Annotated in this window: 15 protein-coding genes; 6 read left to right on the forward strand and 9 right to left on the reverse strand. The window is 40.2% G+C overall.

The genetic code is table 11. The features are described 5' to 3' along the window. Positions 1-184: 184 nt before the first annotated feature. The 4 genes from U2718_RS27395 to U2718_RS27410 form a co-directional block, all read right to left on the reverse strand. Complete coding sequence (locus U2718_RS27395) at positions 185-3841, reverse strand: CAAX protease (RefSeq protein WP_341993139.1); 3657 nt, start codon at positions 3839-3841, stop codon at positions 185-187. 63 nt (positions 3842-3904) lie between these two features. Continuing rightward, the gene (locus U2718_RS27400; protein WP_341993138.1) at positions 3905-4306 is read right to left on the reverse strand and encodes an acyl-CoA synthetase; all 402 of its coding nucleotides are present in this window, start codon (positions 4304-4306) and stop codon (positions 3905-3907) included. A gap of 129 nt (positions 4307-4435) precedes the next feature. Next, positions 4436-4795, reverse strand: coding sequence for a glycine zipper family protein (locus tag U2718_RS27405; protein WP_341993137.1), 360 nt, complete (start codon positions 4793-4795; stop codon positions 4436-4438). Positions 4796-5009: 214 nt separating this feature from the next. After that, entirely contained in the window at positions 5010-5504 is a 495-nt protein-coding gene (locus U2718_RS27410) for a hypothetical protein (RefSeq protein ID WP_341993135.1), read from the reverse strand. Between the two features lie 926 nt (positions 5505-6430). On the opposite strand from U2718_RS27410, the gene U2718_RS27415 reads away from it, so the two are divergent. The 4 genes from U2718_RS27415 (at position 6431) to ppk1 (ending at position 11131) form a co-directional block, all read left to right on the forward strand. Next, positions 6431-7543 carry a response regulator gene (locus U2718_RS27415; protein ID WP_341993134.1) on the forward strand — a complete coding sequence of 371 codons (1113 nt, stop codon included), beginning with the start codon at positions 6431-6433 and terminating at the stop codon, positions 7541-7543. A gap of 7 nt (positions 7544-7550) precedes the next feature. Then, positions 7551-8180, forward strand: a complete 630-nt coding sequence (locus U2718_RS27420) for a response regulator transcription factor (protein WP_341993133.1) — start codon at positions 7551-7553, stop codon at positions 8178-8180. A gap of 183 nt (positions 8181-8363) precedes the next feature. Continuing rightward, positions 8364-8564 (forward strand): hypothetical protein, encoded by a 201-nt coding sequence (locus U2718_RS27425; RefSeq protein WP_341993132.1) that lies wholly within the window; start codon positions 8364-8366, stop codon positions 8562-8564. A gap of 425 nt (positions 8565-8989) precedes the next feature. After that, on the forward strand, positions 8990-11131 hold the full coding sequence (gene ppk1, locus U2718_RS27430; protein WP_341993131.1) for a polyphosphate kinase 1: 2142 nt from the start codon (positions 8990-8992) through the stop codon (positions 11129-11131). Positions 11132-11182: 51 nt separating this feature from the next. Here the strand turns inward: ppk1 and U2718_RS27435 are convergent, their stop codons facing one another. The 3 genes from U2718_RS27435 to U2718_RS27445 form a co-directional block, all read right to left on the reverse strand. Beyond that, a complete protein-coding gene (locus U2718_RS27435; RefSeq protein ID WP_341993130.1) occupies positions 11183-11401 on the reverse strand; it encodes an acetyltransferase in 219 nt (72 codons plus the stop codon). A gap of 160 nt (positions 11402-11561) precedes the next feature. Further along, on the reverse strand, positions 11562-11873 hold the full coding sequence (locus tag U2718_RS27440) for a DUF3181 family protein (protein ID WP_289787490.1): 312 nt from the start codon (positions 11871-11873) through the stop codon (positions 11562-11564). A 115-nt stretch (positions 11874-11988) separates the two neighbouring features. Beyond that, positions 11989-12246 carry a hypothetical protein gene (locus tag U2718_RS27445; RefSeq protein ID WP_341993129.1) on the reverse strand — a complete coding sequence of 86 codons (258 nt, stop codon included), beginning with the start codon at positions 12244-12246 and terminating at the stop codon, positions 11989-11991. Between the two features lie 1321 nt (positions 12247-13567). Between U2718_RS27445 and U2718_RS27450 the strand changes: the two genes are divergently transcribed. Next, positions 13568-14389, forward strand: a complete 822-nt coding sequence (locus U2718_RS27450) for a TIGR04222 domain-containing membrane protein (RefSeq protein WP_341993128.1) — start codon at positions 13568-13570, stop codon at positions 14387-14389. A gap of 151 nt (positions 14390-14540) precedes the next feature. Next, positions 14541-15005, forward strand: a complete 465-nt coding sequence (locus U2718_RS27455) for a hypothetical protein (protein ID WP_341993127.1) — start codon at positions 14541-14543, stop codon at positions 15003-15005. A 480-nt stretch (positions 15006-15485) separates the two neighbouring features. Here the strand turns inward: U2718_RS27455 and U2718_RS27460 are convergent, their stop codons facing one another. Both U2718_RS27460 and bioD read right to left on the reverse strand, forming a co-directional pair. Beyond that, positions 15486-16703 (reverse strand): M20 family metallopeptidase, encoded by a 1218-nt coding sequence (locus U2718_RS27460; protein ID WP_341993126.1) that lies wholly within the window; start codon positions 16701-16703, stop codon positions 15486-15488. A gap of 46 nt (positions 16704-16749) precedes the next feature. Continuing rightward, a complete protein-coding gene (gene bioD / locus U2718_RS27465) occupies positions 16750-17439 on the reverse strand; it encodes a dethiobiotin synthase (protein WP_341993125.1) in 690 nt (229 codons plus the stop codon). Positions 17440-17441: the final 2 nt, after the last annotated feature.

A 17441-nucleotide genomic window follows, 5' to 3' on the forward strand; every position in this document is an offset into this window, starting at 1 on the left:
CCTCAAATATGAAAAATGGACAAAGGTAACTTGATATTTGCAATCACTTAGTCTTGAGTTCCAATGCCTGCTTTAGTTTTCCGATTTGGGAACATAGTCAAGAGCTTTAACTAAGGTTAACAGATTTACAAAGATTTGAGCTAAAAGATAAGCAATTGGTATGATTCGGGCATCGGCATAGATTTTAGAGTGTCATCGGTGCAATCGGTTCAATATCAAGATCATTGCCACCAATTTGATTTGTACGAAGTACCCACACATAAGCATTATGTTTGAGAAAAACGTGCACAATCGTATCACTTGCTAGGCGAGGCAACAGAGTTTTCCAGCTTGCCAGTCCAGTTAGCAAGTTTTGTAAGGGGTCATCTTCTAAAGTACTGCCTAAATTGTATTCATTTTTTTCCCAGTCGGAACGCACAGTGCCAAATGGCTGAAGTTCACGTTTCAAAGCTTCGTCCAGTTCCAATAACTGTTGATATTGTCTAGCTTGCTCAGGATTATGTAATAGCCAGTTTTCCAATAAAGAGGCATTTGATTGAATTGCTCGCTGTAAGCTACGAAGACTGGCAAACAATGCCTTGTTGGAGTCTTGGGCGCAGTTATATGCTGGCCCAACATAGGTTCCACCAGTACCATCACCAATCCGATAACGAGCGGTCATGGCTTGAAGTTGGGTTAGCATGATATCTAAGACAGAGCGTTTCATGCCATTGAACTCAAAGTCTCCGGTGAACGCATCAAGCTTCACCAGAATATCGCACACAGGACGAATACCTGTCCAACCAAATTGGCGATCGCCCATGTAACGTGACCAGTGCAAGGTTCCTGCGATTAATCCATCCGTGTTATGGGTGTAAATCTGATAGTAGTTTATATCAAACTGGAGTTCATCTGCGAGCGGTTCGCGCACGACTTGGGCTAATCCGTAGGCAAAGTGACCAAAAAATATGGGACTAGCAGCAGCGGGTTCTTTCTTGTTACCTCCAATGCCACCATAGGTATGCAATAATAAGGCGCGCTCACCTTCTTGCCACTCGGCGAGCGCATCTTGAATTGATTGATTTTGGCAACTCAGCAACACCGAACTAATTTTGCCTTTCTGAGCTAGAATATCAGCCCAAGCTTGTTTGCGAATGTATTTATACGCTGGCTTGCGGCCGAAAATCACTCGCTCTGGTTGGAGTCGCATCAGGGCGCGTGGAGCAAGGGACTGTACCACAAAATACCCCGATGCATCTTTAGCACCATAGATATACCAACCTGTTTCATTAAGTAGAGATTTTTCTATGTGGCGGCTGGTGGAGGGAAAACAGTCATTGCGATCGGCAACTGGTGGCGGTAGGCGGACAATTTCCTCTATACCATCAAATTGTCGAGAGCTAGGATTGAAATGCACCACTCGAAACTGATCAGTTCCTTTAACAGGCTGGAAAAACTGAATTAAACCGTAGTATCGCCCGGTGATTTGCACTGGTTGAGTGCGGATGCGAAGTGTAATATTTGCTGCTACTGCTTCGATAATAATATCGTCATTTAGCATCACAATCACATCATCATTTGGACGTGAACCTGCAAGAGATTCGAGCGGATCGACCTGTCGCCAATGATTTAAGCGCACCGGATGAATCGATCCCCCATATTTACTGGTGTACTCTGCATCAGCGCTGAAGTGAACATCGTGTGTCACTGCCCGCACCCAGTTCTGTACATTTTGGTCATCCACCCAACGCAAGTTTACAACTTGTCCTACTAAGTGTTCATAACCTGCATCAGCATAATGAACTTCAAACAGACATCCTCGAACGGTGTGTCGTTCTTGTTTCTGTGGCAAAATTAAACGACCTATCCAGCGTCCGAGCGGACGATACCAGTTCAAATCAACCGTTTGGTGGAGTGGATAATAATCAGGGTGATTAAAGTCAGCTTCCTGGTAAAGTCCGTAGTTACTCGGTTTTCTGGTGATGTGTTGTTCAGCAACCAATAATTTACCGCGCAGAATTTGGATAATATAGTCTACAGTCTGTTCCAAATGGCTGCGTCCATCTGGTAGATATTCTTTTGGATCTAACATTCCACCAGGAACCTGATGACCGACAGGCCCAAGAGAAATAAAGCTAATTTTACCGAGTCGTTTGCCTCGGTTCCAGTAAGAGAGCGGAAGTAGTTTCCACCGTCCGGGAAAAAGAATCGGCCCAAGTTGTTCGACTGTGTCTTTTTCACCAACTAAATGGTAGAGGTGTTCAAGCTTGAGAATATTGCAGTTACCACTGATAACTCCACCTAAGGAAATTACATCAATAGGAGCACCAGTTGCTCGTCTGAGGAAATGCGCAGATGCGGCAGACATTTGCCCTCCACCACTATAGCCAATTAAGGTGACAGGAACACTACTGCCAGGCTGGTAACCATTGTTAATTAGCGCATTGTACATGACCTGAGCTATGCCTTGGTTGTAGAGAGGGCCGTAACGTCGATCAGCTGAAACGCACACGATTAAGACGTTCCGAAGATTAACCAAATAACCCAGTAAGTTAGTAGGGTTGGCAAAGCGTAGTCTATCAGCAAGTCGCCAGAGAAAGCCAAGAGGACGGTCTTCAACAAGAGGTTTGTTAAAGACGGAATATACCATTAACCCTCGAATCAGTGCTACATCATTAGGTAGGGCAGGAACTAAGGCATCTAAAAAATCTTCAATGTCGGGAAGATATTCAGAAGTAGATTGACAAATGCCGTCCAGATAAATGATGTAACGAGAAATGTTTCGGGAGTCTGCAACAGGTTCCACCAAGGTTCCCGTGTTAATGGTTGTATTGACTTCATCGTTATACCATCCTGCCCACCATCCTAAAGTTTCTAGGGGAGCTAAAAGCCCTGCAAAGATGAGTCCGACAATGCCAATCCATACTAAATCAAAAACAAATCGAAACATCCCTGGCAGTCGGGTATACCATCCAAATAATCCTTCACGGACAGGCCTGAGCAGAATTGCTACTACAAAGGCAAGAACTACCATGCCCAGTAGACGGAGAAATAGTATTAGCTGCTGTTTGTTGAATGTATTATTAGCCACAGCAGAAGTTTCAGCCCTAGTACCACTTGTCGTATAATCACTAACTCGTGGTGTTAAATTTTCCTCCTCTACCCTTGGTCTAGCTGAGGCAATTAACTGCTGAATATCTGGAGCTGTTGTTGGCGAAGAAGTTCGATTCAAGCCAGTGCCAACTAATTCAGTTACTTCCTGCCGATGGGTTACTAACTCAACTCCAGCCACCTTATTGGCTAACCAACGCCCCAAGTTAGCGATCGGTTGACCAATAGTTTGCTGTAATATTTGCAGCATTGCCCACCCAAATGCAACATACCAAAAAGCAGTTCCTGCCGATACCTGAGCAACAGCTCCAAAGCCAACAACCATTGCCAGCAAGTGCCAGACTGACAACAGCCATAAAATCGGAACTCCCAGGTAGGGTAGTGCTCCCAAAAAGCTGAACATCAGGGGCGCATAACTTAGCCCTAGCACCCTTGCTAAGGTATTGAAGGGAAAATTGATAGACGAAGAGATCAGACAAATCAGCCAAGAGCTAAATACTAGAAATAGATACCCAAATGTATATAAAACTGCGTTTATTAACAGGCTAAAAATGAAGCGTACAGGCTGAACACGATTGATAAAAAGAATGATGCTCTCGGCGATCGCCTGAGATAAACCAGAGATGAGGACAATCAAAAGCGCTAGGGTAAACCCATTGGGTAAGATGCTAATTTGCTGGAAGACCTCTGCATTAAAGCTAAATACTCCTGCCAATAATTCCCAAAGTTGATTGACATCAGTTGTGGACATGGTTATATTCTCATGTCTGTTTTGTAAATCTTAGTACTATCAAGCTCATCTGTAGCATTTACCTTACAGCTTGTATTTTTTCGCATATTCGCGAACTGATGAGTCCACAACGGCGTAGAGGAGTTGATCCGGGTCGTTTTCTGCCTTTTTTCTGATCATCTGCCCAATTTCTTTACCCGTTTCTTTAGAGGGACGCAGTTGATATCCTCGCTTCTCTACTGATAACGCCACAAGTTGCTGAACCATACGGACAAAGGAGTCGTAGTTCTTCCCGCTCTTCTGCCAAGCTTCTTTTACCGTTATGGTGGTAAGTTCGTTGTTGTTCCACGTTTGTTGAGTAGTCTGATTTTGGACTAGTTGCTGAGGCGAATTTGCATTTGCTTTCAAACTTGTTGAGAATATCCCTGCACTTGATGTGGCAGTAAGAGCAGATATGACCACCATCCGGCTAATTAGCGACTTCATCTTCATTTCCTCCTCATTTCTGCAATCTTTTGAGTTAAGTACCTAAACAAAATTAGTTACACATTCTCTGTGCTGTTCCCTGTTGCCTGCCTCCAGCCGTAAATTTAATTTTGCCTAACTACTTACTAGTTATTTATTTCTACCGCTACCACCGACAATCCCGCCAGCCGCACCACCATAGATTCCGCCTCTGATGGCTCCATCCAATCCATCCGTGAGTAATCCAATCCCGGCTCCCACTGCTGCACCTGTTGCGGCAGTTTCACGTGCTCGTTCACCACGTTTTCCTCCCTCAGTCACCGCAGCAGTACCAGCTCCAATTGCAGCCCCTTCAAGCGCATCACCTAATCCATCACCAAAAATGGCTCCAGCTGCACCACTAATCAGCGCTCCTGTCGTTTTTCTGTCTGCTCGGCTGGGAGTGCTAGCTAAACACACAGCTAGAAGACTTACTCCGATACCAGCTGCACATCGTTTCCACTGCTTCACAGTCCACCTCTTTATATCTAATGAGTTACTCTCAACCAGAGAATTTCAAGTGGGTTTTGGAAATTTGTAAGACATTAAATCCCCACCACAAGTTGGTAGCAACCCATTATATGTAGTGGGGTGATGTTTTTATTATCCATACAGAAAATATTAACAATGGTACTAAAGTTGCTCAGTTGCTCAAATACCAATGTGGTTGATGTAATTCATCATGCTAATAAGCGTAAACACCACCCGCTTTAGAAATATTTAGTACACGGTAACCAGCAGCATCAACAGGTCTAACCCTGACCTCAATCGTATTATCTTGGGCAGAAGTTTCATACCTTAAACCACCAGCTTTTCCAGCAGCAGCTTCTTGTGAGGGATTATAAATAGCAATGTTGACAGGTAGAGTAACATTGTTAAGTTTTGCATTACCCCCTACAGGTAAGTCATTATCTGCACGTCCGTCTAGGAAATTGTATTTCAAAGGTGAATTAGTTTCATTAATGAGGATAACGGTTACTGCTTGTTTTGGATTCACCCGTGCGATCGGTTGCCAGTAGCCAGGATTGTAAGTGCGTGCAGGTGGATTTTGAGTAGGTAGTTTTTGCTGAGTGGGTAGCTTGGGGGTAGGTGGTTTTTGAGCTAAGACTGGTACGGTTAAACTTGCTACCAAAGTCACTCCTCCTACCAGCCAAATTTTAATCTGATTTAGTTGTGGCATACCTTAGTTTCTCTCACTAAAATTAGAAAAAATAAAAGTGATATAACTGTTTAAAACAAGCTAATTGAATAGTACTTGTCACAAACAGACAAACAGAGTAAGTCCATCTAGTTATTAGCTGAAAGTAAAATACCTTGAAAATAAAATCTATAGTTATGCCATTAGATAGAGGAAGATTTCTTCCAAAAGGAAGATTTTTTATCTCAACACTGTTTTAAGAGAAATACTTGTATCAATCTGTAAAAATATATAAGCAATTGTTAAATAATCATAATTTTATAAACTATTTTTAGCCTAATGTTAGGCTCATAAAGCCTCATGATCTTAACGTTTTGAGGATAGATAATAAAATTTTAGAATATTGATAGATTTATTGTTATATCTTATTTCTTTCTTATATTTTTGTGATAGCTTAAATAAATTGATATTAAGGTAAAATTGTAAACTTTAGCTTTGTCAGTATTTTTTCTATTAAAAGTCAATCTACGAAAAACAGAGCCTCTTGTGGTTTCATCATATACAAGTTTTGGCTTTTTGTTGTCTGTATAAGCTTTCTTTAATAGCGGTTATGGAAATAGATAAAAATTTTCGGATAGCTAGCACATTAACAATTGGATTTCAAGCCAGCTAATTGAGGCGATCGCTCTATGGTTACCAATTGATTTAGTTGTAAGCTTAAATTAGAGATAGTCTAAAACGTCAAGACACAGAGTTGTATGCTGTCTGATGTAGCTAGCAGGGAATGAGTGACATTATGCTATGCCTTGAAAGTGAATGGTGAAAAGCGATCACTCAACAAGAAACCATGACTGTTTGTCAAGGTAATTTATCGTCAATATTAGCTTGATAATAAGCGATTTCTGGTGAAATTGTGCTGAATAAGTGACTCGCTTTTTAAATTTGACACAATTATCAACCGAGGAATCATGAGTATAAAGCAAACACATCTCAGTAAAGGGAATATCTTGATTGTTGATGATAAACTGGAAACTTTAAACCTTTTAGTTTCTTTATTGTCTGAAAATGGATATGGAGTCTTACCTGCCTTAAGCGGGAAAATGGTGTTTAAATCTATTCAGTCAAATATACCTGACTTAATTTTGCTGGATATCATGATGCCAGAAATGGATGGCTATGAAGTTTGTCAAAAGCTAAAAGCCGCCGAACAAACTAAAGAAATTCCAATTATTTTTATTAGCGACTTCAATGAAGATTTTGATAAAGCAAAAGCCTTTTCTGTGGGTGGAGTAGATTATATTACTAAACCCTTTGAGCCATCAGAGCTATTAGCTCGCATCGAGAATCAATTACGTCTTAGTCGGTTATCTAAACAGATGCGAGAGCAAAATAAACAGCTTTTGAAGGAGATTGAAGAACGTAAGCGAGTAGAAGAGATATTACACCAGCACCAAGAACTCTTGCAAACTGTTGTTTTGGAAGAACGTACTCGTATGGCAAGGGAAATCCACGATACCCTCGCCCAAACCTTCACAGGTATCTTAGTACATTCGGGAGCAGCCTCCCGATTAATGATGCATAATTCACAAACAGCACAAGTGCACATTATTCAAGTACGTGATTTAGCTCGTTGTGGACTTGTTGAAACTCGCCGTTCGGTGGAAGCACTACGTCCACAATTGCTAGCACAGAGCGATTTATGCAGCGCACTCAAACACATTACAAAGCAGATGGTTTCAGATCTAGATCATCCTGCTGTTTGTAAGGTAACTGGTATGGCATATCCTCTGCCGTCAGATGTAGAAAGTAACTTGTTACGAATCGCTCAAGAAGCACTGACTAATGCTATTAAGCATGCTAATGCTGACAAAATTCAGATTGATGTAATGTATAAAAAAGCATTGTTTGTCTTGCGCATTAAAGATAATGGTCAAGGATTTGAAATAAACGATATTTCTTTTGAGCAAGGCTTTGGCATTTTAGGAATGAAGGAGCGTGCCAAGCAAATCGGAGCACAACTGACAATTCAGAGTTTGCCTGGAAAGGGAACACAAGTCATGGTTTCGGTAAAACGAAATTAACTTCATCATGAATCAGTCAAATCTCATTCGCATCCTGATTGCGGACGATCATCCTGTTGTACGCCAGGGATTGATGGCAATTATTGAGTCTGAGCAGGACATGAGTATTATCGGTCAGGCTCATAATGGACGTGAAGTGCTAGAAGCTTTCCGTCAACTTCAGCCTGATGTAACGCTAATGGATTTGCGGATGCCAGAAATAGGAGGAGTTGAGGCAATTTTTGCGATCAAAACAGAGTTTGAAAACGCGCGGATTATTGTTCTTACATCCTACGACGGTGATGAAGACATCTATCGTGGATTACAAGCTGGTGCGAAAGGCTATCTACTCAAAGAGGCTGAACCAGATGAACTTTTGGAAGCAATCCGAGTTGTTTACAACGGTCAAAAGTATATTCCGCCTATAGTGGGAGCAAAGCTGCTAGAGCGGATGGGTGCGCCACAATTAAGTCAACGAGAGTTGCAAGTGCTCCAGCTAATGGCAAATGGCAAGAGCAACCAAGAGATTGGTATTACTTTGTCCATAGCAGAAGGTACAGTTAAATTTCATGTCAATAATATTTTGGGCAAGTTAGGAGTTAGCGATCGCACACAAGCAGTAATTATGGCGTTCAAGCGGGGAATAGTTAGTCTGTAGCAGAAGGTAGGAGTCAGAAGGTTTCCCTACACCCCTACACCCTCTCTCAATTCAGAAGGGAAGAAAATTTTATAAAAATCAGCTTTATCTTAACTATTTCGTAACTTTGAATACAGAATTTTTGGATATCTTTGTAATTGGGCAACAGACAAGACAGAACTTAAACAATAGGAAAACTTTAATATGTCTACTCAAGAGAAGGCTCGTGCCTTAATGCAGCGTCATTATCAACAGGTCAAGCATCGTCAACAATCAATGCTTGGACGTACAGGACAAGAACTTGGTATGCCTGCTGAAATAGCTAATTACTGGAACCCAATTCAAGGAAAGCTAAGTCATATGGCAAGGGTGCTTTATGATCGCAATCATGTGACCTTTAGCTAGGATATTTGATGGGTTTAAAGACTCAATACCTGAAAGTCCCATCTAGAGAACTTCTAGATGGGTATTTTAATAAGATTGAAATTATTTAAACTACTGTTAACCTAATGTTTAATATTCTTTAATTACAAAATAATGAGATTAGAGAGATAGTGAAAAAGAATGATTATTTTATTTAAAAGTGCTGCTTATAAACCGCCTATCAGTATGGTTGCCGAAAATTTATAGCGAGCTTACTTTGCAATTAGTCATTATAAAAATAAGATAAATAAAAACATTACACGTTCTTTAAGTACTAATTTTTGTTTAAATATTTATCAATTTAATCTGATTAATTAGCAATATTTCTTATGAGAAATTTGAATTTATTCTGATATGGTTCACTACTGCCTAAACTCTTGTTTAATGGTAATTAATTCATAAAATTTATGACCAAAACCAAAGATGTTAACAAAGTAATAAATCTCAGTGATTCTCAATATTACTTGAATAGAGAACTGAGCTGGTTGGAATTTAATCGACGAGTATTGCACGAAGCACTAGATGTACGCACACCATTACTAGAAAGACTAAAATTTAGTGCCATATTTAGTTCCAATCTAGATGAATTTTTTATGGTGAGGGTAGCACTGCTCAAAGAACAAGTCAATGCACAACTGAGTCAGCGCAGCCCAGATGGACGTACACCACAACAACAGCTAGAAGCGATCGCTCAACAACTTCGTCCAATGGTAATTGAACAGCATCGCCACTTTCAGCAAGTCCTATGCCCGGAGTTGGCAGTAAATGGCATTCACATTCTCAATTACAGCGATATCACCACTCAAGAACGTAGTTATCTCAAACAAATATTTCAACAGAAAATTTTTCCAGTTCTGACTCCCCTAGCAGTAGATCCGAGCCATCCATTTCCTTTAATGGCAAATCTGAGTCTGAATTTAGCAGTCGTAGTCCAACAGCCAAATACCAAAGAAGAAAAATTTGCCAGAGTCAAAGTACCCAACATCTTACCTCGATTTATACCCTTACCCCAAAAGTCACCCACAGATAACAACAAATCAAATCACTGGAGTGGCGTACCAATAGAACAGGCGATCGCTCATAACCTAGAAGCCTTATTTCCAGGGATGATCATCAAGGAATATCACTTGTTTCGACTCACTCGTGATGCAGATTTAGAAGTAGCAGAACAAGAAGCCGATGACTTACTCTTAGCAATTCAGCAAGAGCTGCGTAAACGCCACTTTGGCGGTTCAGTAGTGCGCTTAGAAATTCAACCATCAATGCCACAATCAGTGCGACAAATGCTAATGGCAGAAATGGAATTGAGCGAGTTCGATGTATACGAAATTGAAGGACTTTTGAATTTAAAAGATTTGATGTCATTAATGGCGCTGCCATTACCTGAGTTGAAAGATCCACCTTTCTCATCAGTCATACCACCCCGTCTGCGTCACTTTCATCAACCGAGTAAAATTGCCAACTTAGATGACGAAGAAAAAAGCATATTCTCAGTCATTGAGCAAAAAGATTTGCTGGTACATCATCCTTACGAATCCTTCAGTGCCTCTGTAGAAGAATTTATTGCTCAAGCCGCCCGTGATCCAGATGTACTAGCAATAAAAATGACACTATACCGTACCTCTGGCGATTCTGAAATTGTTCATTCTCTGATTGCCGCTGCCGAAAGTGGCAAGCAAGTAGCTGTACTTGTAGAGTTAAAAGCTCGTTTTGATGAAGAAAACAATATTACTTGGGCGCAAAAGCTAGAAAAATCTGGTATTCATGTAATTTATGGTTTGGTAGGATTGAAAACTCACACTAAGACTGCGCTGGTAGTACGCAGACAAGGAGAGAATATTCGTCGTTACGTCCACATTGGTACTGGTAACTACAATTCCAAAACAGCAAAATTATACACTGACTTAGGGCTGTTGAGCTGTCGAGAAGAGTTAGGTGCAGATTTAACTGATTTATTCAATTATTTGACGGGCTATTCCTGTCAAAGTTCTTATCGCAAGCTACTAGTTTCTCCAGTAAATATGCGCGATCGCATCATTGCGCTGATTGAAAGAGAAATCGAACATTGTAAAAATGGTCACAAGGGGCATATTATTGCCAAGATGAATTCGTTGGTTGACCCTCAAATTATTGCTACTCTCTATCAAGCATCTCAAGCTGGGGTAGAAATTGATTTGATTGTGAGGGGTATCTGCTGTTTGCGTCCTCAGGTGGCACAAGTTAGTGAGAAGATTCAAGTAATTAGTATTGTTGGTCGTTTCTTAGAACACTCCCGTATTTTTTACTTCCACAATCATGGCGAAAATGAAGTGTTCATTGGTAGTGCCGATTGGATGCCTCGCAATTTAGATCGAAGAGTTGAAGCTGTTACTCCTGTTGAAGAGCTTGAGATTATTCAAGAGTTACAAAATATTTTGCAGATCTTACTTCAAGATAACCGCCATGCATGGGAACTTCAATCTGATGGTTCCTATATGCAACGTCGTCCTAACAAAGATGAGCCTGAACGCTCTGCCCAGGCTTTGTTTATGGAAATGACACAGCAATAACTAGTATTTACTCTAGGCAAGAAAACTAATTGCTAGTTTCTAGTCAACTTTCTAAGAGGCTTTCGCATTTCTATAGTTTGCATCTACCCAACAGCGGGGTAGATTTTCACCAGAAGGAAAAACAAGGCTTTCTTTTTGATAAGATTCTGGAGATTGTTCTTCTTGCCCTCTTTGTTCCTGGGCTTGAATACTTTCTACAGTAGGATCAATTAATTCTTGAACATTGACAATTTTGATTAGTTCACCACTGTCTTTAATTTGTAGTAACATCTAAAGCTGTCTCCGTAATTTTACTGGCTTGTCAAAATCAGAAAAATAAAAATAAGGCATCTTTAATTTTCATTCTCAGCGACTGTGAGAATGACTAGCTAGATGCAGCTCTAACGCCCCCAAACACCGAGTTAAAAAGATAGCTAACTTCGGGGGAAAATTATATTTCGCGCTGATACTTCTCTAATATGTCTACTAAATTGACCTGACATTGCAGAGGTAATAAATCAATTAGAGGAAGTTCTTTCCTACCACCGCCCAGCTTGACTGGAATGGATTCTAGTACCTGGATGACATCTTCTTCATCTATTGGCTTACTCCCAGTAATTAAAGCGTACATCTGTTCTGCAACAACAGTATGCATCTTGGCATCCGATAAATACAGATGCCATTTAGCAATGTCTATGTAAATGTTTTCGCCTATTTCAGCTGCTAAGTTTTCCAGTAGTTCTGAGGTGTTAGTTTTGGCCATAGTAATACCCTGATTAACTGGAATCAGTTTCTATTTTGATAAGAATTATCGCTTAAGTAATCGAGTTAACTCTACCGTCGCAAGTTACAATCTTTTAAATTCGATTGCTCAGTCTTCAGGTGGATTTCGGTGGTGTCTGTGAATAGTTGGCGATCGCAGCAATGTAAATTAGATGTGTCAACAGTATTACCAACCAGACTGTTGTTAGCCAAGGTAGCCACTCCCAATTAGCTTTGAGGAAGTTATGAAAAAACCATAAGCCAGAGTTAGATGCCGCAAATATTGCCACGTGTACAGCAAAATTCATTCGGTCATCTAGTTTACGGTAAGCAGGATCATTGCGATCGGGTTGACGAGGCCAACGAGGAGGCATATATATTTGTTACAGAATTTCATAAATTTACTTTCTGACCTATTTTAAGGTTTTTTGTGTATTGTCGGTGTTTACCTTATATTGGATTGCCAAAAATTTTAGAGCTTATTCTGACTAACAAAAATAGAAGCTTGGATAAATTGCATAAAAATAACTGCTCTGAGGTAAGTCTAAAGTAGACATTGCTAAACTGCTTACTTAAAGAGGACAAGGAGCCAGCGCTGTGGTGAATCGGCTGTGCTGACGGGTAACACGAGCGCAGCGACTGGCGTGGGGAGACAAAGGGAAGGAACGTGTTCTTACACTCTTACACCCCCACACCCATTTTCAAGACAGACGCCCATGTGATTAAATCACACAACGAGGAATGAAAACTGTCTTTCCTTCTGCCTTCTGCCCTACCCTTCGGGAACGGCTTCGCCGAACGGGTACCCTGCCCTGGCGGGAAGCCGCTAGCTAACGCAACGCTTGACGGCGAACGCGTCTAGTGCCGACTTGTAGGCGCCGAAGGCGACTTTCCGTAGGGTAGCACGTGGCGTCCAAGAGGGGGGCTGCCTCACCTCCTGCTCTCTGCCTTATTTTCAAGCCATGTGTTTTGTTGCCACTTAAGATTGAGCAATTATATGTTTGTTTGTAAACATTGAAAATCGCTTAGGCTGTGAAAATTACTATTAATCATTAGAATTTAGGCAGTTTTGTAAAAAACAATAGTTTTGCGCTGTGTACTATCTAGACTTGTAGATTAATGTTAAAAGAAAATAGAAATAAAGAAATTTACTAAGGATAAATTTTCTTATTCAAAAATTACTGTAGATTGGTTTTAGTACAAATAAAATTTTTATTTAATTATTTTGCTAATACATTTTTGTATCTACTTTTATAAATTTCTGAACAAATTTAGTATCGGTTTTAAATTTTTCATGAAGACAACTTATTTCTACCCTTAGGTAAGTATCTTTAGCCGCCAGTAACGGATAATCAATACCAAGAGACTAAAATTTGTAATCAATTTATCCATTTTCTATTTCTACTTATACGATTGAAGGTACTAGAGCAGTCAAACTTATTTACCTGAATAAAATTTTATACATTAGTGCAATGAGAAGGAATATAAATATTACAACTGGATAATCTTTATCAGGAGTAGCGCTCATGAATTACAAGCAAGGCCAGTTCTTTGGTCAAATGCAGATATATGTTGTCTATTTATTGTGTATTTTGTAGATTTAAATACTCAGTAAAGTTTTAGGAAGTCTTGCTAAGGCAAGATTGTATTGAAATAGTACGGCTTTTTATCTTGTTTTTTGCCAACAGTATATTTATGGTTTCTAACTCGCTGATGTTAACATTTAATTATTTAAATTTATATATTTTTATTTTGTTAGCAGCTGCTACAAATATAATTGCTTACATTTTACGTACTAATCTGCGAAGAACTCATAACAGTTATGAGTATGAATTGCCTTCTCTGAATGCCTACGAAATTGCTTATCTAGCTGGTGGTCAACAGCGAGCAATAGATACTGCCATCGTAAGCTTGGTACAGCATGGGTATTTACAAGCGTATCCAGAAACACGAGCCTTAAAATTGAAAGCTACTTTACCTAAAGATTGCTTTGTCTTGGAAACAGAGATATCACATCTTGTTAGATTCAATGGTAGCATCAGTCAAATTACAACATCCGTTACCCATGCTACATTTCCAATCTATAGACGCTTAATTAATCTTGGTCTATTGATGTCTATAGATCAAGCAAAAAGCTTACAGTTTTTGTCTGTGCTACCAATATTTGTCCTGTCAATTGTGGGCATGGGTATGATTATTTTAGATATTTCTCAAGGACGACCAGTTAGTTTGTTAGTGCTGCTATGTACAATTGCTATTACCCTTGGTTTTTGCTTTCTATCTATACCCATACATCGAAGTTTAGAAGGCGATCGCATTCTCAAAAACCTTCGTGCTACCAACTCTTTTACCACCACAGAAGATGATTCTCAATTGATAGCATTCGCCCTTTTTGGTGTAGGAGTTTTAGCGAATAGTCCTCTGAATGATTTGCGACAAGTATTAGTGTCTCGTTTTAGTTTTGATCACAAACCATATTTGCTGCAATGTTTGAGTTATGCTGCTGCTTTATTTTGAGATGGTAGAGTCAACAGTCTTAAATAACTGAAACTGATCAGAGTAATTTTTAGTGTGTAGTTAAACAAATCTAATAGATACTCAGTCAATGCTGTTTACGGTAAATACAAATGCTAGGATCTTCTAGTAGCTGCTGTAGTCCTTGCTATTAATGAATAAATCATTGGATGAAGCCCTTTCTATTGACATTGCCACTCGTATAAAAAGTAAAGCTAAAAAACCGTTTGACAATGCTTACAAAGCAGCATTAGCGACGGAGGGAGCTATTTACGTCCAAGGGTTTTTGGCTAGCAAAGGTGTACCCTACCAACCTGTTGAACATAGTTGGATTGAAGTAGGCGATCGCATTGTCGATCCAACACTACCGCACCTTCATAAAAATACAGAGGAAATTTGGTACTTTCCGGCACAACACTTAACGGTAAAGCAACTGAAAGCGATTATTGAAGAATCTAAGGAAGATTATCCAGAAGATGATCCTCTGCCAGTATATGGTGAAGCACCATATGAATATTACGGTGACGTGATGTTAGGTGGTAAAGATTACTTAAAAGCTTATCAGGAAGCTGAGGCTAAATGTTTAGAACTTAATCGGAAAATGGCTGAGAATAATTAGATAGTAGACAGAAACAGTCTCAATAAAAAACTTAAACCAAGCATAAAGAAACTTCACCTCTTTCCTCTTTTTTAGTTAATGATGGAAGTATCTAGTAGAAATCCGGTTTGATTATTGAAAAAATTAAGTATTTGTAGGGGAAGCAGTTTACGGTGTAGATTTTCTTCCCGCAAAACTGCCGTTGTGTTAGGAGTTTAGTCTAACGTACCCAACCCTTGAAAACGGTGCGTTACGCTTCGCGACAACACACCCTACGTGTTTTTCAAAAATCAAATCTGAGTCCTATAGTAGGAAAGGGTGAGATAATACCAATTCTCATCAAGGAAGCAACAGATGAGGACGCGGGGACACACCAGACAGGAAGACGCGGAGATTAATGTATTGCCGGATTTTAGAGAAATGGTATAAATTTCAATTCAGAAGCTAAATAAAGATAGCGTTTAACCACTCCTTACAGAAAGTCTATCTGTTCTGTCTTTTTCAACTCAAAAACTTCTCTACACATCGAACAAACATTTCTACACCCATCGCCAACACAGTTTCATCAAAATCAAAGCGGGGATGATGATGGGGATATGCCAAGTTTTTCGCTGGGTTAGCAGAACCAAGGAAGAAATAGCAACCAGGCACCTCCTGCAAGAAGTAGGACATATCTTCCCCGCCCATAGTTTGACACTCTGGCACAATACCCACGGGTGTTTCTACTACTTCTTGGGCTACTGATCGCACTAATTCTGCCATACCGGCATCATTAATTGTTGCTGGGTAAAGTTCGCAGTATTTAAAGTCATAATTTGCACCATAACTCTGACAAATACCAGCAATAACCTGTTGGATTCGCTGCTTAAAAAAGCCTTCTAAAGAAGGATTAAAATATCGAACAGTACCTTTCATAATTGCTGTATCAGCAATCACATTATGTGTAGTACCAGCATGGAGTGCGCCAACAGTTACCACTGCCGAATCAATGGGATTGACATTACGAGCAACAATAGTTTGTAAGGCAGTAACTATTTGGGCAGCAACGACAACAGAATCTACAGTTTGATGAGGTATTGCTCCATGCCCACCTTTACCAAAAATTGTGCAGTCGAATAACTCTACAGCTGCCATTAATGCACCTGCACGCACACCCACTGTTCCCAAAGGCAGATTATTCCACAGATGCAAACCAACGATCGCATCAACATCAGGATTTTTGAGTGCGCCAGCTTCAATCATTGGCTTTGCGCCTCCCGGCCCTTCTTCGGCTGGTTGGAAGATAATTTTTACAGTGCCAGGAAATTCTTCGCGATGTTGTTGGAGATAATAAGCTGTGCCAAGAGCGATCGCTGTATGTCCATCATGTCCACAAGCATGCATTACTCCATCATGCTGGGAACGATACGGTACTTCGTTGAGTTCTTGAATTGGTAAAGCATCCATATCTGCCCGAATTGCTAGAACTCTCTCTAAGCCAGGCTTTTTCCCTTTGATAATGGCAACAATACCAGTTTTGGCAATACCAGTCTGATGCTCAATTCCCCATTCTTGCAATTTCTGGGAGACAAACTCAGCAGTCAGGTTTTCTTGAAAACTCAGTTCAGGTTTTTGGTGAAATCGTCGCCGCCACTCCACAAGTAATGGCTGTAATGAGCGAATCGAGAGTCGCACGCGAGATAAATCAACAGTAGTTGAGTTGGGAAATGTCGAAACCATTGCTCACATTTTTAAATTACTATTCGGGTATTTTCATTGTGACTCGTCAAACTTTAGTAAAAGGTAACAAGCGTTCTAGATCCAAATTTGATGCTAATTCTGCAAGTTTGTTTAAATCTGTGGGATTTTCCAAAAAAGGCAAGCAGCCTAAAACAGGAATATTTGTTAAAGATTGAATTAAATCTGCTGACGCCCAGTCAGTAATTTCGGTATCAGTACGTGGTTGTACGCAGTTAAGAACAATTCCCACAAGTTGCACTCGTCTTAGCCTCGCTAATGCCATATTTGCCACGGCTTGAGTGATCGCACCTAATCTTACTGGTACTACCAAGACTGTGGGTAAGCGCCATTCACCTGCTAAATCTGCTACTGTTAATTCATTTGTTACGGGTGAACCTAATCCTCCTAATGCTTCTACGAGAATAAAATCTCGACGTTGGCGCAAATTTGTCAAAGCTTGCCAGACAACCGCTAAATCTACTTGGCGATTTTCCTTGGCTGCGGCAATAGGAGGTGCTAAAGGTGCTTGAAAGTATAAAGGCGTAATTTCTTCTGGAGATTGTTCCAGAGAAAAAAGCTTTTGGTACCATTCGCGATCGCCAACACCCGATTGCAGTGGTTTCATGATTCCTAAGCTGCGGGCAGAGCAATATTTTTGCCAGTAAGCTGCTAATGCTGTTGTCAAAACAGTTTTGCCAGCTTCTGTATCTGTTCCAGTAATTAGTAATGCGTTCAATA

It is taken from the genome of Chlorogloeopsis sp. ULAP02 (assembly GCF_038404745.2).
Taxonomy (GTDB): Bacteria; Cyanobacteriota; Cyanobacteriia; order Cyanobacteriales; family Nostocaceae; genus Chlorogloeopsis.

What these genes read in the sequence shown, in the direction of transcription:
- U2718_RS27395 (WP_341993139.1), bottom strand. Translation starts at nt 3,841, where the DNA reads ATGTCCACAACTGATGTCAATCAACTTTGGGAATTATTGGCAGGAGTA.
- U2718_RS27400 (WP_341993138.1), bottom strand. Translation starts at nt 4,306, where the DNA reads ATGAAGTCGCTAATTAGCCGGATGGTGGTCATATCTGCTCTTACTGCC.
- U2718_RS27410 (WP_341993135.1), bottom strand. Translation starts at nt 5,504, where the DNA reads ATGCCACAACTAAATCAGATTAAAATTTGGCTGGTAGGAGGAGTGACT.
- U2718_RS27415 (WP_341993134.1), top strand. Translation starts at nt 6,431, where the DNA reads ATGAGTATAAAGCAAACACATCTCAGTAAAGGGAATATCTTGATTGTT.
- U2718_RS27420 (WP_341993133.1), top strand. Translation starts at nt 7,551, where the DNA reads ATGAATCAGTCAAATCTCATTCGCATCCTGATTGCGGACGATCATCCT.
- U2718_RS27425 (WP_341993132.1), top strand. Translation starts at nt 8,364, where the DNA reads ATGTCTACTCAAGAGAAGGCTCGTGCCTTAATGCAGCGTCATTATCAA.
- ppk1 (WP_341993131.1), top strand. Translation starts at nt 8,990, where the DNA reads ATGACCAAAACCAAAGATGTTAACAAAGTAATAAATCTCAGTGATTCT.
- U2718_RS27435 (WP_341993130.1), bottom strand. Translation starts at nt 11,401, where the DNA reads ATGTTACTACAAATTAAAGACAGTGGTGAACTAATCAAAATTGTCAAT.
- U2718_RS27440 (WP_289787490.1), bottom strand. Translation starts at nt 11,873, where the DNA reads ATGGCCAAAACTAACACCTCAGAACTACTGGAAAACTTAGCAGCTGAA.
- U2718_RS27445 (WP_341993129.1), bottom strand. Translation starts at nt 12,246, where the DNA reads ATGCCTCCTCGTTGGCCTCGTCAACCCGATCGCAATGATCCTGCTTAC.
- U2718_RS27450 (WP_341993128.1), top strand. Translation starts at nt 13,568, where the DNA reads ATGGTTTCTAACTCGCTGATGTTAACATTTAATTATTTAAATTTATAT.
- U2718_RS27455 (WP_341993127.1), top strand. Translation starts at nt 14,541, where the DNA reads ATGAATAAATCATTGGATGAAGCCCTTTCTATTGACATTGCCACTCGT.
- U2718_RS27460 (WP_341993126.1), bottom strand. Translation starts at nt 16,703, where the DNA reads ATGGTTTCGACATTTCCCAACTCAACTACTGTTGATTTATCTCGCGTG.